The 21,719-nt window shown below is 44.5% G+C and carries 17 protein-coding genes; 4 read left to right on the top strand and 13 right to left on the bottom strand.

Annotated elements, in window-relative coordinates; translation table 11 throughout:
* Window positions 1-8 precede the first annotated feature (8 nt).
* Together queC and queE are read right to left on the bottom strand one after the other, a co-directional pair.
* Window positions 9-704, bottom strand: coding sequence for a 7-cyano-7-deazaguanine synthase QueC (gene queC / locus VER99_RS07725; protein WP_014231919.1), 696 nt, complete (start codon window positions 702-704; stop codon window positions 9-11).
* A 14-nt stretch (window positions 705-718) separates the two neighbouring features.
* Window positions 719-1,369: a 7-carboxy-7-deazaguanine synthase QueE gene (queE, locus tag VER99_RS07730; RefSeq protein ID WP_020336322.1), complete on the bottom strand. Its 651-nt coding sequence runs from the start codon at window positions 1,367-1,369 to the stop codon at window positions 719-721.
* A gap of 212 nt (window positions 1,370-1,581) precedes the next feature.
* On the opposite strand from queE, the gene VER99_RS07735 reads away from it, so the two are divergent.
* Complete coding sequence (locus tag VER99_RS07735; protein WP_014231921.1) at window positions 1,582-2,391, top strand: Cof-type HAD-IIB family hydrolase; 810 nt, start codon at window positions 1,582-1,584, stop codon at window positions 2,389-2,391.
* 119 nt (window positions 2,392-2,510) lie between these two features.
* Here VER99_RS07735 and VER99_RS07740 read toward each other — a convergent pair whose 3' ends face one another.
* Entirely contained in the window at window positions 2,511-2,993 is a 483-nt protein-coding gene (locus tag VER99_RS07740) for a c-type cytochrome (RefSeq protein WP_020336323.1), read from the bottom strand.
* Window positions 2,994-3,231: 238 nt separating this feature from the next.
* On the opposite strand from VER99_RS07740, the gene VER99_RS07745 reads away from it, so the two are divergent.
* Complete coding sequence (locus tag VER99_RS07745) at window positions 3,232-3,792, top strand: sugar O-acetyltransferase (protein WP_020336325.1); 561 nt, start codon at window positions 3,232-3,234, stop codon at window positions 3,790-3,792.
* 136 nt (window positions 3,793-3,928) lie between these two features.
* Here VER99_RS07745 and VER99_RS07750 read toward each other — a convergent pair whose 3' ends face one another.
* The 5 genes from VER99_RS07750 to VER99_RS07770 form a co-directional block, all read right to left on the bottom strand.
* Window positions 3,929-4,405 (bottom strand): GNAT family N-acetyltransferase, encoded by a 477-nt coding sequence (locus VER99_RS07750; protein WP_024372962.1) that lies wholly within the window; start codon window positions 4,403-4,405, stop codon window positions 3,929-3,931.
* A gap of 15 nt (window positions 4,406-4,420) precedes the next feature.
* Entirely contained in the window at window positions 4,421-4,906 is a 486-nt protein-coding gene (locus VER99_RS07755; RefSeq protein ID WP_020336328.1) for a GNAT family N-acetyltransferase, read from the bottom strand.
* A gap of 541 nt (window positions 4,907-5,447) precedes the next feature.
* The gene (locus VER99_RS07760; RefSeq protein ID WP_020336330.1) at window positions 5,448-5,804 is read right to left on the bottom strand and encodes a DUF6404 family protein; all 357 of its coding nucleotides are present in this window, start codon (window positions 5,802-5,804) and stop codon (window positions 5,448-5,450) included.
* Between the two features lie 218 nt (window positions 5,805-6,022).
* The gene (locus tag VER99_RS07765) at window positions 6,023-7,960 is read right to left on the bottom strand and encodes a putative bifunctional diguanylate cyclase/phosphodiesterase (RefSeq protein WP_020336331.1); all 1,938 of its coding nucleotides are present in this window, start codon (window positions 7,958-7,960) and stop codon (window positions 6,023-6,025) included.
* Between the two features lie 297 nt (window positions 7,961-8,257).
* Complete coding sequence (locus tag VER99_RS07770) at window positions 8,258-9,388, bottom strand: amidohydrolase (protein WP_020336332.1); 1,131 nt, start codon at window positions 9,386-9,388, stop codon at window positions 8,258-8,260.
* A 276-nt stretch (window positions 9,389-9,664) separates the two neighbouring features.
* On the opposite strand from VER99_RS07770, the gene VER99_RS07775 reads away from it, so the two are divergent.
* Together VER99_RS07775 and VER99_RS07780 are read left to right on the top strand one after the other, a co-directional pair.
* On the top strand, window positions 9,665-10,621 hold the full coding sequence (locus tag VER99_RS07775) for an FCD domain-containing protein (protein ID WP_024372961.1): 957 nt from the start codon (window positions 9,665-9,667) through the stop codon (window positions 10,619-10,621).
* Window positions 10,622-11,083: 462 nt separating this feature from the next.
* Window positions 11,084-13,240, top strand: coding sequence for a TonB-dependent receptor (locus VER99_RS07780; RefSeq protein WP_020336334.1), 2,157 nt, complete (start codon window positions 11,084-11,086; stop codon window positions 13,238-13,240).
* Between the two features lie 89 nt (window positions 13,241-13,329).
* Here VER99_RS07780 and VER99_RS07785 read toward each other — a convergent pair whose 3' ends face one another.
* The 5 genes from VER99_RS07785 to acnD form a co-directional block, all read right to left on the bottom strand.
* The gene (locus tag VER99_RS07785) at window positions 13,330-14,781 is read right to left on the bottom strand and encodes a bifunctional NUDIX hydrolase/phosphatase PAP2 family protein (protein WP_024372960.1); all 1,452 of its coding nucleotides are present in this window, start codon (window positions 14,779-14,781) and stop codon (window positions 13,330-13,332) included.
* 403 nt (window positions 14,782-15,184) lie between these two features.
* Entirely contained in the window at window positions 15,185-15,661 is a 477-nt protein-coding gene (locus VER99_RS07790; RefSeq protein WP_020336336.1) for a GNAT family N-acetyltransferase, read from the bottom strand.
* 191 nt (window positions 15,662-15,852) lie between these two features.
* The gene (locus VER99_RS07795) at window positions 15,853-17,730 is read right to left on the bottom strand and encodes a propionyl-CoA synthetase (RefSeq protein ID WP_020336337.1); all 1,878 of its coding nucleotides are present in this window, start codon (window positions 17,728-17,730) and stop codon (window positions 15,853-15,855) included.
* A gap of 34 nt (window positions 17,731-17,764) precedes the next feature.
* On the bottom strand, window positions 17,765-18,961 hold the full coding sequence (gene prpF, locus VER99_RS07800; protein WP_020336338.1) for a 2-methylaconitate cis-trans isomerase PrpF: 1,197 nt from the start codon (window positions 18,959-18,961) through the stop codon (window positions 17,765-17,767).
* Between the two features lie 9 nt (window positions 18,962-18,970).
* Complete coding sequence (gene acnD, locus VER99_RS07805) at window positions 18,971-21,562, bottom strand: Fe/S-dependent 2-methylisocitrate dehydratase AcnD (protein ID WP_020336339.1); 2,592 nt, start codon at window positions 21,560-21,562, stop codon at window positions 18,971-18,973.
* Window positions 21,563-21,719: the final 157 nt, after the last annotated feature.

Here is a 21,719-nt window from a genome sequence, read left to right on the forward strand (position 1 = left end):
CTCATGTATCAAGCTTCGGAATTTTGTTTTTCAACCAATGACTGCATAACCGCGTCTTTGTTATTCAGGTAGTCCTCTAAACCTGCTTTACGCAGATCACAGGATGGACAATCACCACAACCATCGCCGATGATGCCGTTGTAACAAGTAAGCGTATTTTCGCGAACCAGTTGCAGCGCATCATACTGGTCAGCTAGCGCCCAGGTTTCCGCTTTGTTCAGCCACATCAATGGAGTTTTAATCGTCAACTCACGATCCATACCTTTTACCAAAGCGGCATTCATTGCTTTCACGAAGTCGTCACGACAGTCAGGATAGCCACTAAAGTCGGTTTCACAAACGCCAGTGATAACTGTCTCTGCACCAATCTGATAGGCATAAATGCCCGCTAGTGTTAAAAACAGAATGTTGCGCCCAGGAACGAACGAGTTCGGCAGGCCATTTTCTTGCAGTTCATGCGAGACAGGAATGTCATCACGAGTCAGAGAGCTAATAGCCAGTTCGTTTAACAAGCCCACATCCATCACTTTATGCGCTGCAACACCCAAATCTTTCGCTACCTGTTGAGCTACCTCGATCTCGAGTTTGTGACGCTGACCATAGTCAAAAGTGATCGCGTGTACTTCATCAAATTCTTTCAGTGCCTGAACAAGACAGGTAGTTGAATCCTGCCCTCCACTAAAAACAACGACGGCTTTTTTCATGTTACTCTCCGAGCTTAAGCAATACTTAGGTATTTATGAGTTTGAATCGACAAACGCCAATTACGAGCAACACAGGTATCAATACACAATTGAGTCGCGCGAGGCTTCTGGCTTATCGGCTGCAGAGCAATGATGGTCTCCGGTTTAATCTCAGCGGACGCTAATAGCTCATCAAGATGGTCGATATCTTTCTGAGTTCCTACCGGATGCTTGATTTCATTCGCTCTTTCCAATGCACTTTTCAGCACGGGCAATTTGCCTTTCATTGCCACTTTTGGTGACACTGTCACCCAGGTTTTCTCTGTCGTAACGACTTCTGACGTCCCGCTGGTCTCAATCTGGCACTGGCAACCCATGTCTTCAAACGCTTGTGCTAACGGGCGTAAATCGTAAATACACGGCTCACCACCAGTAATAACGATATGCTTTGCGTTGAAACCTTGCTTCTTATATTGCTCTACGATGTCTTCTGCCGTTGCAACACACCACGTCGGAGAATCTTCCGTCTTTATCAGAATATCACCAATCGAACGTTGGTCCTCTTCTGCCGCCTCCCAGGTCTGTTTCGTGTCACACCATGAACACCCAACCGGGCATTCTTGAAGACGAACAAAAACAGCAGGAACGCCAGTAAAGACCCCTTCTCCTTGGATGGTTTCAAACATCTCATTTAGCTTATACAACGTAGAACTCACTCACTCATAATACTTCGAGGCGAAGACCTTAATGGAGAGCTGTGTCTAGGTCAATTCAAACCAAAAATTAATTGTTAAAATAGACCATTTTGTAGTTTCATAGGCAGGACGCGTTTTAGTGGTTGTTAATAAAAGGTTGTTAATAAAATCACGCCGCAATTTTGAATTTTAAGGTAAGTAACATGTATAAACTGATCGCCCTAGACATGGACGGCACGTTGTTAAACAGCGAAAAAGTAATTTCAGATGAGAACAAACAAGCGATCGCCAAAGCTCGAGAGGCAGGCGTAACCGTTGTTTTGGCCTCTGGTCGTCCAATCGATGGCATGCAAGATAAGTTAGATGAACTGGACATTCGTTCAGACAAAGATTTCGTTCTCTACTACAACGGCTCAATGGTGAAAAACATTGGCACAAATGAAATCATCCACCAGCAAATCATTGACGGTAAAGCAGCGAAGTTGGTCGCTCAAAAAGCAAAAGAACTCGGCGCTTATGTGCATGCGTTTAGTCAGGTTCACGGGTTGATCACGAACGAAAACAACCCTTACACCGATATTGAAGCAAAAATTAACGGCCTTAATGTCACCGAAATGTGCTTTGAATCTCTGGAAGATGACCACCCAATTATCAAAGCGATGATGGTTGCAGAGCCAAGCAAGCTAACCGAAGTCATTGCTGCATTGCCTTCGGAAATGCGTGACAAATTTACCGTCGTTCAGAGCGCGGCATACTTCCTGGAATTTCTTAACCCATTAAGTAATAAAGGCATTGGTATTGCTGCGATTGCTGAGCACTTATCTATTAAACCGGAAGAAGTGATTTGTATGGGTGACGCAGAAAACGATCATCATATGTTGGAATTTGCGGGCTTAGGCATCGCGATGGAAAACGCCATGGAAGAAACCAAAAAGATCGCCGACTACATTACGGCAAGTAACGATGACCATGGTGTGGCAAGAGCTATCGAAAAGTTTGTTCTGAACGCTTAATAAACTCAGCTTTAACATTTCAGTCCAAATAACAAACGGCACTCAATCTAAGGGTGCCGTTTTTTAATCTTGTTATACCGAGCATCGGATAACTGTACGCGATAATTTATCGAGCGGCTTTACTCTGGTGGCTGTGGCCATTGAATATATGGTGGATTCGGTTCCTCTTCAGGAGGCACAAACGATGGAACCGTATTTTTTACACTTCCTAAACTCTTAACGTATTGGTAGACAGCGCGTAGGTCATCTTCTGTCATGGTATTTAAAATCCACCAAGGCATCGGAGGCCTGGTTTTGAGCTCTTTTGCTGTGGCTACCCATTCTGATTCACTCAGATTACCAATGTACTCTCGCAAGTTTATAGGGTAAGTGGTTCCCCATGGCCCTCGAAAACCGAGCTGTTCGCCAAGTAGCCATTGAGACTCGGGTATGGCTCCACCACTCGGTGCATAACCAGCGGTATGACAATCGTTACAACCACCTATTGTTACCAAGTACTTTCCTTTCGCCTTGTTGTCATCCCCCATATCACTTGACGTAGCCACAGGAGAGATAAAGATAGTCATCAATAGAATTACGGAATGTATTCTTCGAATAGCCATAATAACCATACCTATACTGTTTTATATTGGCTAATTATAGTTCTATCGATAAGAAGCGCGATTATTAACTGTTGAACACGCTAATTATTCTCTTTCTGAAATAAACTTACTCGCCTCTTCTTGATTATTACCCCTTTTAAATGAGCGAAATGCTACATATTTACAGCCATTTAGTTCATGTCTGAGTTCTGAAGCCTTCTCTATACTGTCTTAAATAATTTATCACGAGGCTATGTGAATGACGGACTACGAAAAAATGGTGGCTGGGGAGCCGTACTTAATTAACGACCCTGAACTAGTAGAAATACGCTATCAAACCAGAGATAAAACGGATCACTTCAACCAGCTAAGTTCTCGCCAGACGGAAGAAAAAACACAGGTTATCAAAAGTATTTTTAAGCACGTGGGAGAAAACGTGCATATAGAGAAAGGCTTAAGAGTTGACTATGGCATCAACACAACGCTTGGGAACAACGTTTTTATTAACTATAACTTTGTGCTGTTAGATTGTTGTCCAACGACGATTGGTGACAACGTTTTTATTGCGCCCAATGTGCAAATTTATACGGCCATTCACCCACTAGACCCTCGCGAACGTAAAGAACATATTGGACAAGCAAAACCCATTACCATAGAAGATGACGTCTGGATTGGTGGAGGCTGCATTATTCTGCCTGGAGTAACGATAGGAAAAGGCAGCACAATTGGTGCTGGAAGCGTTGTAAATAAGTCTATCCCAGCAAACAGTGTGGCCGTAGGTAATCCGTGTAAAGTGGTTCGCTCGCTCGAATTTGTATAATCAAGGCTAACTGGTTTAAACAATGATTTCGTAAGCCTCGGATTGCCATACGAGGCTTTACTTCATCTATATGCTCATCAGCCTTGCGACTCATTTAAATTCCTTCAGTCGCTTTCAGGTCTGCTCAAAGGCTGACTTAAATGGTGAGTTGAAACTGGCCATTTTGATTATTGAAACCCAGCTTCTTAAACAACGCCCGAGAACGAAAGTTACCATCATCTATATCTGCATATAACTTTGTAATTCCCAGCGATTTGGCATGTAAAAACAATACACTGAGTGCTTCAGACATATAGCCTTGCCGCCAGTAATCCGAATTAAGTAAACAACCTACCTCACATGCTTGACCACTATCACTAAAAGTGTGTAAGCCGCAAGTACCAATCACTTTATTGGTGCTTTTATCGGCAATTGCCCATTCTAATGATTCACCTGACTTCTCTAAACGGGCGACGCTCTCCAACATTTGCTGAATCATGTCTTGCGATGTAAAAACAGCATCGGAAGCAAACTCCATTGTTTGAGAATCACCATATATTTCAAACAGATCGTCTGCATCGTGCGCTGTGATCGCCCTTAACGTCACCCTACTTCCCAATAACTCAGGATTCATGCTTAGCCCTGATTGTTATGGTCTGAGCCATTTGTACATGACTAAACTGTCCACATACCCCAAACGACCATGTCTGTAGGCTTTAGGTATCGTACCAATTATACTGAAGCCAAGTTTTTGCCAGAGCTTAACCGCGACTTCATTCGTCGAGACAACGCAATTGAATTGCATCGCTTCAAAACCAAGTTCTTCGGCTAGCTGTTGCGAATGCTCACACATCTTGCGAGCGATACCTTTCCCTCTCGCTTCGCTTGCAACCATATAGCCGCAATTACAAATATGATTGCTTGGGCCCATAGCATTAGGCTTCAGGTAGTAGGAACCTAAAATCACGTCATTTTCTACATAAACGTACGACTTCAACGGAACTTCACACCAGATGCGGTAAGCCTCTTCCAACGTCATTTCTGGGTCAAACGCGTAGGTTTCCTGAGCGCGAATAACGGCTGAAAAGGTTGGCCAAAATAACTCAAAATCAGCCTTCGTTGTTTCCCTGAACATTCAAATTCCTCTCGAACATAATACTTAGCGAAGACGTGCGCAACGCAAACTCTAACCTTTATATACCTTTTGGTAGAGTGAGTATCCAGCTAGCAATAAACACGGAGTATACCAAGACATTGAGGTTACACTATATTTATTCGCCAACATATAAATCAGGTTGACAATTACAGTCACCTCACAGGATATATAGGCAATAAAAAAGGTTTTTATCCATTCAGCACATTTGTAAGTGCCTGATTGCAGCCAGGTCATTTCGTCAAGAATAAACGTCCATGAAACGAGAAATGAAACACACAAGCACGAGGTTCTCGCACTTTCCAGCTCAAACCAATCTATAGACAAATTCAATAAAAAAATACTAACGAGAATAATGTTGAGAACCGACATCTCGGATACCATGCAGATAAATTCTGCAACAATAACAGACCATTATTTCTAGAAGCATACTTTTGGTACTACTGTTTGCGAGCAAGCTAACACCACTTAGAATTGAAGATACCAAGCGTTAGAAATCATCTTAAACGCTTGGCATAGTGCGTTACTCGTAGTTTCGCTTACACCAGTTTTCCCAGTTGTTTTCACCCAAACTCTTTCTAGCCTTGATAATTCTAAATATGGTGATAAATCCCATTAAAATACCAAACAAGGCGAAGCCAATAAGATAGAACCTCCAATGTTCAGGCTGTTTATGCCAAGAAAATACCCACATGAACGCTCCCCATAGTGGCCCCAAAAGTAAGCTATCCATTAAAAACACTTTTACTAGCGACTGGAATACTAGTGGCTTTTTCGAGAGGTCTTTGTATTTTGGCCAAACAAATATTGTTGGTTTAGTTAAGTCCACGGGAACACCTTTTTCAATCAAGTGCAACCGGATGAATTCTGCCTTTTCCATAAAAACCCCACTAAATATATGCTATTGGAATTTTAAGGCCATCAAGTCATTCGCCTGAAAGGATAAGCTAGATGTTGCGACTGATTTCAAAACTTAATTATTTAGTCGCTGGACCGAGCGCGAGCAACGCAAGGATAAAAATGTGGGCTTTCCTGAACCACGGGACCCAATAACCGCAATTCTCTTTATGGTGCTCATCTAGCCTTCACCCAGACCTATCAACTCGTGTAAGGTGAACTCGTCCAAGAAAGGAAAGATTCGCTAGCTTGCTTTCGGGGGTCTTGGCAATACGAGAGCATTTCTTGATACGATACGGGCTTGCTGTAAAGATAGCCTTGGTAAAAATCAATGTCGTTTTGTGCTATAGAATTTAGCTGCTCTTGTGATTCAATACCCTCTGCGATCACCTTAGTACCGATCGTATGAGCCATCTTAGTCACCGCAGAGACTATGCTTTGTTCTTTTTCATGCAGACAAATGTTATCAATGTATGATTTGTCGATTTTTATATAATCTATTTTTAAATTTCTAAGCACGGAAATAGAAGAGAAACCCGTTCCAAAGTCATCGACTGAAATCATCACACCGATCTCTTTTGCACTCAAAATACTTTGAGTTAGCTTCTCAATATTCGTGATCATTGCGGTTTCTGTGATTTCCAAATGAACATTGTTTGGATTTACCGAATACTGAGAAATGAACAGTTTTAAACTATCCAAGAAGGTTTCATCTTCGAACTGAATAACCGAAACATTGATTGATATGGAAATGTACGGATGCATCTTGTTGACAGCAGCTAACGCTTCAATAGCCATTTTTAACACTAACCGCCCAAGATCGATTATCAATCCATACTCTTCAGCCACCTTTATAAATTCGTCAGGCGAGACGCGTTGCCCTTTTAAATCCCACCTAACTAATGCTTCAAAAGAGTGTATTTTATCATCTCTGACGCTTGCTATTGGCTGATATTGCATATAAAAACTATTGTCGTTAATCGCTTTTTTTATAGCTTCACATAGATACTCTTTTCGTTCATAATTTTCTTGTATATTCTTGCCAAAACAACTAACACGTAAGTTATTTCTTTTGCCATGACTAACAGCCAAATACGCATTTCTGATCGCAGTATTGATTGGGACGCTATCATCACAAATGTAATAGCCAATATGATAGTCCGGTTTAACACGAATACTTCCTGACTGAAAATACACGGTTATCTGTTTCTTTAAATTATTAATAAATTGTTCTAACTCTACTTTTGAAAAAACGTAAGTATGGATAATAAATTCATCACTCCCATACCGAGCAGAAATTGAACCGTGAAGTTTATCATTATTTAATAATATCTCACCAACTTCCGAAATAATAAAGTCACCATACTCATGACCATAGTTATCGTTAATAAGATGCAGATTCTCTATATCAACATGTATAAAGCTATTGAGTAGTGCAGGATTGTTTTTATTAATGCGTTTTATAGCAATCGCTGGGGCGAAATTATTTCGGTTATATAACCCGGAAAGCATATCACGACGTTCTAATGTAAGTATTCTACTGGTCCTAGAATCAACCTCATTTTCAAGGCTCGATACTAAGCTTTCAATTTTAGTTTGATTATCGATTGATGCGTAAACAAAATTGGCGCTTCTTATGGCTGTCAAACATAGTGCAATTCCATAAACTATCCCCATTACCCCAAAGTTTCTTAGCGTAACATCGTTTCCAGTAAGTAATATAAAGCTGTATGGAAAGATGGTAATAGCTACGTACACCAGAGCGGAACGTCGATCAACAGAGAGTAATGTGACGCTACCGCCCGACATCCCACAAAAAATGACTAATGTGAACATGACTTCTTCTAACGTCATTGTTTGATGAAATATATAAGGGTATGCAGCCCATGCAATTGCTGAGACAGTGACACCAATAAAATGAAAGTCTAATTTATATTGGTTGTCGTTAGAAATACCATAATGAACCCAATAACGTACACCGGTAATTACATAGATCAATAGCAACCAATAAATTTTCTCATTAGTAGCATGAGGCCCATATACATTAGTCATTACTAAAATTGACGCAATGCAAACATTGATCGCCAGTAAGGTGACAATATTAGAGGAAAAGACTAATAAATGGCTGCGTTTGTTCATATAAAACACTAAGCAATTGGTTGCACTATTCTATTTAAACTAGCTTGTCTAACCAAATAAGTCTATATATTTACTCGATTTAATTGCACAAATAATATTTGTTAAGAAAATTACCATTTTGAGAATGATACCTTTCTAAGTTTACAGTAATCTTAACACTATCAGGTAAAAGCTCGCCGACTCAAACGACGGACAGAAGCGTGTCTGAGTTTCCTAACACGCTTAATTACCGATATTCACACGAGATGCATGGACAAAGTCAGTTCGTTTGATCATCAACACGTTCGAGTGCAGTACCTAGAACCCATTAATCCTTTCTATCAGGCTGAAGAAAATCGCTCGCCCGACAGGGGTCAGCTCATCAGGAAAATCATAATCAGGGTTATGCAGCTGCGGACTCTCTCGACCTGAACCTAATACAAACATGGCGCCCTGTTTCGCGACTTGGGTAAACTGACCGAAATCTTCTGACCAACGCATTGGCTCATCAAGCAACGTATAAGCCGTCCCAGTATCGCGGCAAGCCTGCACGACGAGCTCACAACCCTGCTGCGAGTTCACGCTGGCCTGAAATACATCCTGCCATTCCAGTGACCAATTTAATCCATAGCTGTCTGCATTTTGCTCGGCCAATGCGCTTGCTGCTTCGACTAAGGCTTGCATCGTCTGATTACTTTCACTACGCAGTGTGGCCATCACGACCGCTTCCCCAGGAGCAGTGCCAAACGCGACTTCCCCTAATTTTGCATGAATCACTGTTACCCAGCAGCGCTCGCTAAGAGATTCGGGCAGAGTATTCAGTTGCGAGATAATATTACACATCGCCATAGCCGGACTTACACCATTTTCCGGGTGTGCCGCGTGTGAAGTTTTGCCCTGCAAACGAATGATCATTCCCCGCGAGGCGCAGTTAAACGGGCCGGATTTTACGGCGACGTGTCCGAGAGGCAGACCGGGGTAGTTGTGCAGAGCAAACGCATAGTCGGGCATCATATCGGTAAACTTCGGGTCATTCACCATGTTGATCGCCCCTTCTCCCGTTTCTTCCGCAGGTTGAAAAGCAAGAATCACTCTCCCACTGGCAGGACGGTTTTGATTAAGTATCTCCCCCAACGAGGATACAATCGCCATATGCCCATCGTGTCCACATTTATGAGAAACACCGTGGTGAACAGAGCGATGATCGAAGGTATTCGTCTCATCAATCGGTAGCGCATCCAGTTCGCAACGAATCAGTGTCGTCGGTCCCGGTTTATTGCCTTGGTAAATAAAAGCCAAACCACTTCCACCAAGGCCGGTGACGACTTTATCCGGTGCAAAATGGCGGAATTGTTCCATAATGCGATGCGCGGTTTCTGTTTCCTGATTGGATAACTCCGGAAATTTATGAAGCGTGTGGCGAAACTGGGTCCAACAAATATCAGCCATAAAACAATGTCCTCCGTGACCATGGCATAAGATTGAGTAAAACCAGAAAGTAGCGTAACTCAACCTACTATATCATTCCGCACATTTCACCTGTCGTTACGTGTAACGTTGAGTATTCCTATGCCACAGGTCGGAATAACGATAATGTTCAGTTCACTATTCTCGACGTCTCACTGCTTTGAAGCTTTGTATTTATGCTGCGAAAACACAATTTATAGCAATCAAATGCGTTTGTGTTTACCATGAAGACAAATGTACCAACCGCGTTTTCACTCTATGGGCACGACAGCAATCACACGACTCCAACAAGACTTATTATTCAAAGTTATTGCAAAACTAAAGGCAGACAATGCGCTGGCTGGTTGTAGTTTGAATGAATCGTCTTTAGCGTTGCAGTTCGACGTATCAAGAACACCAATCCGCGCCGTGCTTAAATATATGGCCGATCAAGGCATCACTAAAGCGGTTCCTAACAAAGGTTTTGTGCTACTCATCGACGCTGAAAATATTGCGGAGATGGGAAAAAACACCAATCAGCAATCCCGTGAAGAGAAACTTTATCTTCGAGTACTTATGGATCTGTTTTTTGGTGAGCTGGAGTGCCCTATATCAGAGAAAGAGCTTCAAGTGCGTTATGACGCCAACCGAGGTGAGATACAAAATGTTCTGCGACTGCTGGAAAGTGACGCGATCCTCCACCGAAGTCCAGGCTACAAGTGGCAACTTGAAGGTGTGCTGAATACACTCGACAGGCATACAGAAAGCTATCGATGCCGCCTTATATTCGAACCCGCAGGTCTGCTCGAACCAAGCTGGAAGCTGGGTCGCGATAAACTTGAAGCTCTACTGGACCGTCACCTACAAGCCATTGCCGAACCACAAACCGTAACGGCAAGCCAGCTATTTAATTTAAGCGCTGAATTTCACGAACTACTCGCCGCTTGCTCGGGTAATCGTTTTTTGTTGAGTATCATGCAGCAACACAACCGTCTGCGCAAAGCCACCGATCTGGTATCCATGCATATTCAATCCTCTGTGACTACCTCTTGCCAACGACGCGTCGAGATCATTGAGCTGTTGTTAGAGGGAAATAACGCTCAAGCCGCAACAAAGCTCGCTCAATTGCTGGAAAATGACATTCGCGTTATGAAACGAACCTATCAAGATGTGATGAATGTACCTCGTGCGCAGCGAGAGAGCCTATTAAACAACATTGCCCACAAACTCAATTAGCTGGACTCCGAGTTCAGCACTTGGCCCCCACTCGCTCCAACCTTTCGTTTTTCTGCTAGCTAAACATTCCGTAGAGCCTGACTAACTGTGTACAGGCTCTTTTACTCATCCCATAGCTTTGCTTGTTCATTCTTATTTTGATCAACGCTTCGCACTGAAAACACTCAACCAACGCTAGCGTAAACAAAAGTTGCACTTGCATATTGTATTTCTGCATCAAAAATACAATAATAATGATTCTTATTTAGAATAAAGAGTTGTCGCAGTGAAATTACGCGGTTTGACGACGTTCAATTAACCGCTAACACCACATCGAATCTGCCCGACTTGTAGCAATCTAAGTTGCTTTGTCTTTCATTCACCAGTGACAGACGAAGGCTTATTTAATTAAAACAAAATCAAAGGTCAGCGAGCCTATCAGAGGATTTAAGAGTCCTTTTGTTGATAAACATAGAGAAGAAAATGAACAATAAAAAAGGAAGTTTAAAGATTTCCACTGTTGCACTTGCCGTAGCCGCTGCAAGTACAGTGTTGGCAGCTCAAGCAGAAGAATACGTCACTGATGAAAAAGTGGTCATTGTTTCAAGCCGCACTCCTAAAGCGATCAGTGATATTCCGGGCACAGTTTGGTATATCGACTCCGAACAGATCGAACAAGAATATCGTGGAGGGAAATCGCTTGGTGAGATTCTGGCGTCAACCATTCCATCGTTAGATGTAAGCAGCGGTGCAAGAACCAATTACGGCCAAAACCTGCGTGGACGTAAGATGCTTGTCATGATTGACGGTGTCTCTTTGCAATCATCCCGACAAATCAGTCGATATTTAGATTCCATTGATCCATTTAATATTGATCGCATTGAAGTTCTTTCGGGGGCAACCTCTTTGTATGGTGCTGGCGCTTCAGGTGGCGTGATTAACATCATAACGAAAAAATCCCAGAGCGAAGATATTGAGTTTGAATCCTTTATTGGTGGGTCTTCAGGCTTTAACTCCAGCGAAGATTTTGATTATAAAGTAGGTCAAGCCATCTCTGGTGGCAGTGAAAAGGTTCAAGCCCGCGCTTCTGTTATGTACAGTGAAACACAAGGCTACTTTGATGCTAATGGCGACATTGTGACTCCGGACATTTCACAGGGCTCGTTACAGTTTAATAAAACCGTTGATTTTCTAACAACCGCTGGCGTTAATATTTCTGAGACAAAGAAACTGAATCTTTTGGCACAGTACTATGACAGTCAACAAGATTCGCCTTATGGTCTGTACATTGTCGGTGGCGATTTTGTTGATGTGCGAAAAGGCTTTGATTCAGACCGCGAACATGGAACCGAACGTATGATGATTAGCGCTTCTTACGTCGACGAGCAGTTCCTCGGACATCAGCTGATTGCAGAAGCTTCCTACCGTAAAGAAGACCAAACTTACACACCTTATTATCAATCTTCTGGTCAACAAATTACCGATGTTGTTTCGTTAAAAGCGGCGCTGGCGAAAAGCTTTGACCGACTAAACATCGTTTATGGCATCGACGCTTATCAGGATAAACTCGACAGCAATCAAGCGCTCTACGATCCAACCATCGCTAACAATTCGGGCAATCTGATCAACAAAACTTACGCGAAAGTTGGCCGATATCCTGGTATCGAAGTCAGTTCCATTGCTGGATTTGTGCAAACTGATTATGCAATCACTGATGACTGGACCGTTGAAGGCGGTATTCGTTACCAATACATATCAAACGAGATTGACGATTTTATTGGCTACAGCCAACAGAAGAAAATAGCAGCAGGCAATGGTACTTCCGCTGATGCCGTCCCGGGCGGTGAAACCGACTACAGTGTTAGCCTATTTAACTTGGGTACGGTTTATCATTTAGATAGCGATTCGCAAATTTGGGCGAACTTCTCTCAAGGCTTCGACCTAGCAGACCCGGCTAAGTACTATGGACAAGGAGACTACACACTTGTTGGCGATCACTGGCAGCTTAACGATAGCATCAACGTAAATAAATCTAAGATGTCGGGCATTAAAACCAACAGCTTTGAACTTGGTTACCGTCTGGATACTGGTGATCTGAATGTACAAACCGCCGCTTATTACTCACAGTCTGATAAGTCAGTGACATATAACAAGACAACCATGCTCATCGATGAAATTGACGACAAGAAGCGTGTCTACGGTCTGGAAGCGATGGCGTCTTACTGGATGAATGACAATATTCAGCTCGGAGCATCGGGTCATTATGTCATCTCAGAAGTCAAAGGCGACGACGGCTGGCAAGACTTTACCGCGGGTGAAGCGAGTACCTCAAAAGCGAACGCGTGGGCGGGTTGGGTTGACTCGGAGCTATCAGTAAAAGTCCAAAGCCAAACCATGTTTGACTACAAAGATGACGATAAAAATGAACTCAATGGCTACACCGTGTTTGATCTCGTCGGTAACTATCAACTTCCCGTTGGTAGCCTAGGCTTTGGTATTCAAAACCTGTTCGATAAAGATTACACCACCATCTGGGGTCAGCGAGCTCAAATTGTGTATTCGTCTCATTACGAATCAGCAGCCTACGATTACAAAGGCCGTGGAAGAACGTTTGTTCTGAACTATCAAGTGAAGTACTAATCCGTACAACTTGAAAAACCATTCAAATAGAATAACGAAAAAGCCTCACAAAGATGTGAGGCTTAATTGTATCTGGTTGCAAGTGAGTCCTATTCGACGTCCAGTACTCTGCTTTTCAAACGCTTGGCTTGAGTCAATTTTCTTACCAGAAGCGTGAATAACAGCATCAACATTGGATATTGCAGCGTGATAAATACCAGAGACCAAAAGCCGCTGTACGATACGCTCGTTGCTGAATACAGGTACAACTGCTGTGCCAATATCAAAGCCAAAATAACAAAAACGGCCTGTCTGGTACTTAACTGCACTTGGGATTTATCAAACGTCAAAACGATCACAGAGGCCGCCATCAGAATAGCGAGCCAGTTGCCAAATACAGGTAACGGCCAAACAACACAAATCACCGCCGTAAATACCGTCATAGCCAACCACACTCCTTTCGAGGTGAGCAACTGATCAACATGTATCTCCGGGTTTACTTCCAAACGCAGAATATGCCAAGCGACCAAAATACCCAACAACGCCCCCAGCAACATATCCAAGATAAAAGCCGTACCAAGGAAGAACTTAGCCAGCACAACAAGCAGCGTCATACCAATAATCAGCCCCGTTGAACCATTAACGCCAAAGTTACCATTTTTGTGGAATAGAAAAGTGAGCACACAGCACCACACTGCGATAGGCAAGCTTGGAAAACTGAAACCGAAGCTGTGTGTAAGCTCGACCACTGGCATATAAACATGCGGTCTTGGTAATGAAAACCCCTGCTGCGCGACAAGTATCATTACTGACGTTACTGAAATTGCGAAAAATAGTCGAAAAACAAACCGGCTACCAAATCGCATCATCACGAACGGGAACAAAAACAGTAAAATGGTTGGTGCCGTGAGCTCTAAAATCATTTCGGCAGCCTGAGAAGCCGTCTGAAAACTGGTTGCTGACAATGAGCCGACCCAGTTTTGTAACTCCATCATCCAATCCAGTTCGATCTGACGAAACGATGGAGCAGACTCAATCAAATGATTAATGTAATGCACTGGTTGATGCGTCGCATCGTTGAAATAACCAACGACCGTTTGCCACTGTGCGGGATAACGATAAGTAGAAACGGGAAGCTGTTCTGGTGTTAGCAACATTGCTGACGCAATTTCGACACCATAATGTGGCGCAAACCAAATTGGTAGCTCATTTCCCCCCATCGAATTGATCATTGAGTAAGAAATGATCTCCGAATCTGACACACAGTCAAAGAAAACGGCCGTCTCAGTGCGGCCTAACTCTTTGCCCACCGTTACGACTAATCCGGTTTCTTCCCAAGTTTCCCTTTGAGCAGCGGCTCTTGGTTGTTCGCCTTCAATTATTGTGCCTCCGGGCAAAGAAATTCGATTGGTTAGGATCTCGTGAATCAATACCAATTTATCATCTGCTCGCACAACACATAGTGCGCCTTTTACTGACTCTGAAGACGACGACGCTGCAATAGCGGGGGAACTACCCAGTAATACGCAGTAAAGAGTGAGGAAAAATAACTGTCTCAACACAAAATGTAACCTTTAATAATAACCGACGTGTGAAGGCAGCGATACTGATAGAATTTGAAAAACTTAGTGATGCCTTATGCGTATGATACATAAGACCGGGGAAGTTAGAGATAAAAAATTAATCTAACGCTGACATTACCCGGACATAATGCGTAATTGCGATGGCAATTCTGACAGTTATATGGGTTCATGTCAGGAAAATTTCTGCTCCATGTTTAAATTCTCAGTTCTGCAACTGAGATTAGGCGCATTTGTTTAAAATGAATAATTTCTAGCAATGTTTTGGAAATACGCCATCCTTCATGAAATGCAACTAAATGCACATACATATTGTTCTCCGAAATAAGGCCGTTCGGATTTAATCAGAGTCACCGGCCCTTATCAGGCAAGATCAGCCGTATTCTTAAGCAATGGGTTTTCTTAAGCAATGAATGTGGTGACCAAACCCCTGCTTTTCATAGAGCGCTAACGCTTGTTGATTAAAGTTCCATACTTCGACAAACATCTGCTTCGCGCCATAATTAATAAAAGTGGATTCAATTCTATCAAGCAGTGCTTTTGCGACCCCTTGCTTTCTGAACTCAGGCAACACGTACAGTTCATCAACACTGCCCATCATCACAGGCTTACTGACGACAGAAATTAGCTCACAGAAGTGCCCAGAAACAAACCCTATAATTTCATCGTCCTTTGCAGCGACATAAACCAGACATTCTGGGTTATCTATATAGCGTCCGATGCTTTTCTCTTCTTCAATTTCTTCTGCCGTTTTAAACAGTTCCGGTGATTGAACATGATGCTCATCATGCAAGTCAAACATAAGGTCATTGAGAATAGAGATGTCGTCAAAACACGCCGATTTAATTACAAATGCACTCATAAAAAAGCTTACTAAAATTTGAACCTTTGTAGTTTGTGACCAAAGTAGAGGGATAGCAAGTCACTAGGATCAATAAAGTCGTTATTTGGTTATTCTTACTGCGACCATATTGAAATTACCACCCGCCGGAAAGAAAAAAGCCCCTGCAGGGATTGCAGGGGCAAAACATTAAACGTGGAATAGATTAAACGCTATCGACGAAGAACACGCTCGATTTCACTCAGACTGGTTGGATCGTCAATGGTTGATGGAACCGTGTACTTCTCACCATCAGCAATTTGGCGAATGGTTCGACGTAAGATTTTCCCTGAACGCGTTTTCGGTAAGCGATCAACGACCAGCGCATGCTTAAAGCAGGCAACCGCACCGATCTCACTACGTACTTTTCCAACCAACTCACCTTCCAGATCCAACTCGTCAACTTTAACGCCGTCTTTCAGTACCACAAAGCCAAGTGGAAGCTGCCCTTTCAGATCATCGTGAATGCCAACTACAGCACATTCTGCGATGGCTGGGTGACCACCAACGATCTCCTCCATCTCACCAGTAGAGAGGCGGTGACCAGCGACGTTAATCACATCATCAATACGTCCCATGATGAATAGGTAGCCGTCTTCGTCGAGATAACCACCGTCACCCGACACATAGTAGCCTGGGAACTGGCTCAGATAACCTGTCTCAAAACGATCATGGTTACGCCATACGGTTGGTAAACAGCTTGGCGGCAACGGACGTTTTAGCGCAACGAAACCTTGCTGATTGGCTTTCACTGGCTCACCAAGTTCATCAAGAATTTCAACTTGATAACCCGGAATTGGCTTTGTCGAAGATCCGGCTTTAACTGGCATCATTTCAATACCTGTTGGGTTACCCGCGATAGCCCAACCCGTTTCGGTTTGCCACCAGTGATCGATAACCGGTTTGTCGGCTTTGCTTTGCACCCATTCAAGAGTTGGAGGGTCCAAACGCTCACCAGCCATAAAGATGGTTTTGAGATTAGACAGATCGTAATGTTTTAAAAACTCACCTTCCGGGTCTTCTTTCTTAATCGCGCGGAATGCGGTAGGTGCAGAGAACAAGGCATCTACTTTGTACTCATCACATACCCGCCAGAAAGCTCCCGGATTAGGCGTTCTAACCGGTTTGCCTTCAAACAGTATCGTTGTACAGCCATGAATCAATGGTGCGTAAACAATGTAAGAGTGCCCTACTACCCAGCCAACATCAGATGCAGCCCAGAACACGCCACCCTGTGGAATATTGTAAATGGCACTCATTGAGTACTTCAGCGCTACCGCATGGCCACCGTTGTCACGAACCACGCCTTTCGGTTTACCCGTCGTACCTGATGTGTAAAGGATGTAGAGCGGATCGGTCGCCAGTACTGGTACACAAGCGTGTGGAAGTGCTTGGCTGTACTCTTGCTGCCAATCCAGATCTCTTTCTTGGTTTAGCTCGGCTTCACATTCCGGACGCTGGAAAACAAACACTTTCTCTGGCTTCCAACGGCTATCCATGATGGCTTTGTCCACCATTGGCTTGTATGGAATGATTTTGCTGATTTCGATACCACACGATGCCGTCATGATGACTTTAGGCTCGGCATCTTCAATACGCACTGCCAGCTCATTTGGTGCAAAGCCACCAAACACGACTGAGTGAATCGCGCCTAAACGTGCACACGCAAGCATCGCCATTGCCGCTTCTGGGATCATCGGCATGTAAATAACGACTCGGTCGCCTTTTTCTACACCTTGAGCAGACAACATACCGGCAACTTTCGCGACTTGATCGCGCAGCTCAGTGTAGGTATAGGTCTTTTTATTCCCTGTCACTGGTGAATCATAAATAAGAGCGGCGGTATCACCTCGACCTTGTTCACAATGGTAATCCAGTGCTAGCCAAGACGTGTTCATCACGCCATCTGGGAACCAACGCTCAATACCGTTTTCATCAGTATTCAAGATGGTCTTTGGAGATTCGAACCAGTCGATATTCTCCGCTTGAGCGCGCCAAAAACTCTCCGGTTCGTTTTTCGCCCATAAATATTCTTTTTCGTATGAAGACATATTGCTTCCTCCAGTATGTCCTGACATTGCTTCTCTATTCAAAGACATTGGAGGGTACACGCACAAATCCCTCCATTAGTATTCTCGCACTTCGGCTCATGATGGCTTTTTGTACCACCCAGCCCTGTTCAGTTTGCTTCGCTTGTGCCCCAACTTTTAACGTTCCTGATGGGTGGCCAAAAGTCACCGACTCTTTTTCACCGCCACCAGCTGCTAGGTTAACTAGCGTTCCCGGCACACACGCTGCAGACGCGATAGCAACGGCTGCTGTTCCCATCATTGCATGGTGAAGCTTGCCCATCGACAACGCGCGGACAAGCACATCGATATCCGAATCATTCACCGCTTTGCCGCTTGAAGACAGGTAGCTTTTCGGTTTGGATACAAAAGCGATTTTTGGTGTGTGCTGGCGTGTCTGAGCTTCTTCTAGTTCAGAAATCAGACCCATTTTTAACGCGCCATGAGCTCGGATCGATTCAAACATTGCCAATGCAGCGTCATCGTTATTGATATCATCTTGTAGCTCAGTACCCTGATAGCCAATCGATTCAGCATCAATGAAAATGGTCGGAATACCCGCGTTGATAAACGTGGCATTGAAGGTGCCTACATCAGGCACCACCAAATCATCGACTAAGTTACCCGTTGGGAACATACTGCCTTCACCGTCCGCCGGGTCAACAAAGTCCACTTGAATCTCTGCCGCTGGGAATGTCACGCCATCGAGTTCAAACTCGCCGGTTTCTTGCACGAAACCATTGACGATTGGCACGTGGATCAAGATGGTTTTGCTGATGTTCACCTGCCAAACGCGCACAGTTACGATTCCATTTTCAGGAATGCGATCTTGTGGAATCAGGCCAGCATGAATGGCGAAGGGACCAACTGCCGCAGACAAATTGCCGCAGTTACCACTCCAGTCTACGAATGGCTTATCGATCGACACTTGGCCAAACAAATAATCAACGTCATGATCGTCTTGGCTACTGCGCGAAACAATTACCGTTTTACTGGTGCTTGAGGTTGCGCCACCCATACCGTCGATTTGCTTTGCATAAGGATCAGGGCTGCCGATAACACGTAACAACAGATTGTCACGCGCGGCTCCAGCCACTTGCGCTTCTTGAGGCAAATCTTCGAGGTTGAAAAAGACCCCTTTACTCGTGCCGCCACGCATATACGTCGCCGGCACTTTGATTTGGCTCATTTGATTCGGAGTATTGTTTTCCATAACCACTCCTTATTGCGCCAAGAAATCTTGCGCGAAACGCTGCAGTACGCCACCCGCGTTATACACGTGAACTTCATCAGCGGTGTCTAGGCGACAGGTAACAGGAACGTCGACTTTTTCGCCGTTGCTGCGTGTGATAACCAAGGCTAAATCAGCGCCCGGCTTAATCTCGCCAACTACGTCGTAAAGCTCAGTACCATCCAGTTCTAGCGTATTGCGGTTAACACCTGGTTTGAATTGCAGTGGCAGTACGCCCATGCCAACCAAGTTAGTGCGATGGATACGCTCAAAGCCTTCAGCAACGATTGCTTCTACACCTGCCAATCGAACGCCTTTTGCAGCCCAGTCACGGGATGAACCCTGACCGTAATCCGCGCCAGCTACAACAATCAGTGGTTGCTTACGGTTCATGTAAGTTTCAATGGCTTCCCACATGCGAACAACCTGACCTTCTGGCTCAATTCGAGCTAGAGAACCCTGTACCACTTCGCCGTTTTCTTTCACCATTTCGTTGAACAGTTTCGGGTTAGCAAAGGTCGCACGTTGCGCGGTTAAGTGGTCGCCACGGTGGGTTGCGTAAGAGTTAAAGTCCTCTTCAGGAACGCCCATTTTCGCTAGGTATTCACCTGCCGCACTGCTCGCCATGATCGCGTTCGATGGCGATAGGTGGTCAGTCGTGATGTTGTCACCCAGAACTGCTAAAGGACGCATGCCAGACAGCGTTCTTTCACCCGCTAGTGCACCCTCCCAGTAAGGAGGACGACGAATGTAAGTGCTCATCGGACGCCAATCGTATAGCGGATTCGAGTTTTGCGCCGCGTCATCCAGTTTGAACATCTGGATGTAAACTTGGTTAAACTGCTCTGGTTTAACGTGTTTACCAACTACCGCATCGATCTCTTCGTCGCTTGGCCACAAATCATTTAGGTAAATTGGTTTGCCGTTTTGGTCAGTACCAAGCGCATCACGCTCGATATCAAAACGAATCGTACCCGCTAGCGCATAAGCGACAACCAACGGTGGTGAAGCCAAGAAAGCTTGCTTCGCGTAAGGGTGGATTCGGCCATCAAAGTTACGGTTACCAGACAGTACCGCTGTCGCGTACAAATCGCGATCGATGATCTCTTGCTGAATTTTTGGATCCAACGCACCGCTCATACCGTTACAGGTGGTACATGCGTAACCGACGATACCAAAGCCAAGCTTTTCTAGCTCTGGTAATAAGCCTGCTTCTTCCAGGTAAAGACGCGCAACTTTAGAACCCGGAGCAAATGATGACTTCACCCAAGGTTTACGTACAAGGCCAAGCTCATTGGCTTTCTTCGCGACAAGGCCAGCAGCCACAACGTTTCGTGGATTACTGGTGTTAGTACACGATGTGATCGCAGCGATGATCACCGCGCCATCTGGCAACTCGCCTTCTTTCTCTTCCCAAGCACCAGAAATGCCACGTTGTGCCAGCTCAGAAGTAGGCAAACGGCGGTGAGGGTTTGAAGGGCCAGCCATGTTACGGCTTACTGATGACAAATCAAACTCAAGTACACGCTCGTAAACCGCAGTATCAAGATCATCTGCCCAAAGGCCGGTTTGTTTCGCGTATTTCTCAACTAAGTCGACTTGCTGTTCATCACGACCAGTCAGTTTCAGGTAGTTGATGGTCTGTTCGTCAATGTAGAACATACCTGCTGTTGCACCGTATTCTGGCGTCATGTTGGAAATGGTTGCGCGGTCACCGATAGTCAGGTCTCGTGCACCTTCGCCAAAGAATTCAAGGTAAGAAGAAACAACTCGCTCATTACGCAGGAACTCAGTGATCGCCAAAACGATATCCGTTGCGGTAATGCCCGGTTGACGTTTACCCGTCAGTTTTACACCGACAATATCCGGCAGACGCATCATCGATGGTCGGCCAAGCATTACAGTTTCTGCTTCCAGACCACCCACACCAATCGCGATAACACCAAGCGCATCAACGTGAGGCGTGTGACTGTCAGTACCTACACAGGTATCCGGGTAAGCAATGCCCTGCTTCGCCTGCACCACTGGAGACATTTTTTCCAGGTTGATTTGGTGCATGATACCGTTACCAGCTGGGATTACGCTGACGTTTTCAAATGCGGTTTTACACCACTCGATAAAGTGGAATCGGTCTTCATTTCGGCGCTCTTCAATCGCACGGTTTTTCTCAAATGCGTCCGGCTCAAACCCTGCGTGTTCTACCGCAAGTGAGTGGTCAACAATAAGCTGTGTTTCAACCACTGGGTTTACTTTTGCAGGGTCACCGCCCTGATCGGCGATCGCATCGCGAAGACCAGCCAAGTCAACCAGAGCCGTCTGGCCTAAGATGTCGTGACATACGACACGTGCTGGGTACCAAGGGAAATCGAGATCACGCTTACGCTCAATAAGCTGTTTAAGGCTGTCGGTTAAAACGTTTGGATCGCAGCGTCGTACAAGCTGCTCGGCAAGAACGCGTGAGGTATAAGGGAGCGTTTCATAGGCTCCAGGAGAAATAGTATTTACGGCTTCGCGGGCATCAAAGTAATCAAGTTGAGTCCCCGGAAGCGACTTACGATATTGGGTATTAATATTTGTGCTCATGGTTTGCTTCCATTCAATCTGTACATCTTGGCCTTCTCCCCATCACTCTAGAAACGTTACTCTAGAAAAGTTGTTTGGAGACTTGATTGGAGAACTGTTTTTGAGATGTAGTAGTCGTTCTAGTCACCTTTGTGATGAGAAATACTCCTTCCCCCAT

It is taken from the genome of Vibrio natriegens NBRC 15636 = ATCC 14048 = DSM 759, assembly GCF_035621455.1.
Taxonomy (GTDB): Bacteria; Pseudomonadota; Gammaproteobacteria; order Enterobacterales; family Vibrionaceae; genus Vibrio; species Vibrio natriegens.

Excerpts from the sequence above, each read along its gene's own strand:
- queC (WP_014231919.1), bottom strand. The coding sequence starts at position 704 with ATGAAAAAAGCCGTCGTTGTTTTTAGTGGAGGGCAGGATTCAACTACC.
- queE (WP_020336322.1), bottom strand. The coding sequence starts at position 1,369 with ATGTTTGAAACCATCCAAGGAGAAGGGGTCTTTACTGGCGTTCCTGCT.
- VER99_RS07735 (WP_014231921.1), top strand. The coding sequence starts at position 1,582 with ATGTATAAACTGATCGCCCTAGACATGGACGGCACGTTGTTAAACAGC.
- VER99_RS07740 (WP_020336323.1), bottom strand. The coding sequence starts at position 2,993 with ATGGCTATTCGAAGAATACATTCCGTAATTCTATTGATGACTATCTTT.
- VER99_RS07745 (WP_020336325.1), top strand. The coding sequence starts at position 3,232 with ATGACGGACTACGAAAAAATGGTGGCTGGGGAGCCGTACTTAATTAAC.
- VER99_RS07750 (WP_024372962.1), bottom strand. The coding sequence starts at position 4,405 with ATGAATCCTGAGTTATTGGGAAGTAGGGTGACGTTAAGGGCGATCACA.
- VER99_RS07755 (WP_020336328.1), bottom strand. The coding sequence starts at position 4,906 with ATGTTCAGGGAAACAACGAAGGCTGATTTTGAGTTATTTTGGCCAACC.
- VER99_RS07760 (WP_020336330.1), bottom strand. The coding sequence starts at position 5,804 with ATGGAAAAGGCAGAATTCATCCGGTTGCACTTGATTGAAAAAGGTGTT.
- VER99_RS07765 (WP_020336331.1), bottom strand. The coding sequence starts at position 7,960 with ATGAACAAACGCAGCCATTTATTAGTCTTTTCCTCTAATATTGTCACC.
- VER99_RS07770 (WP_020336332.1), bottom strand. The coding sequence starts at position 9,388 with ATGGCTGATATTTGTTGGACCCAGTTTCGCCACACGCTTCATAAATTT.
- VER99_RS07775 (WP_024372961.1), top strand. The coding sequence starts at position 9,665 with ATGGGCACGACAGCAATCACACGACTCCAACAAGACTTATTATTCAAA.
- VER99_RS07780 (WP_020336334.1), top strand. The coding sequence starts at position 11,084 with ATGAACAATAAAAAAGGAAGTTTAAAGATTTCCACTGTTGCACTTGCC.
- VER99_RS07790 (WP_020336336.1), bottom strand. The coding sequence starts at position 15,661 with ATGAGTGCATTTGTAATTAAATCGGCGTGTTTTGACGACATCTCTATT.
- VER99_RS07795 (WP_020336337.1), bottom strand. The coding sequence starts at position 17,730 with ATGTCTTCATACGAAAAAGAATATTTATGGGCGAAAAACGAACCGGAG.
- prpF (WP_020336338.1), bottom strand. The coding sequence starts at position 18,961 with ATGGAAAACAATACTCCGAATCAAATGAGCCAAATCAAAGTGCCGGCG.
- acnD (WP_020336339.1), bottom strand. The coding sequence starts at position 21,562 with ATGAGCACAAATATTAATACCCAATATCGTAAGTCGCTTCCGGGGACT.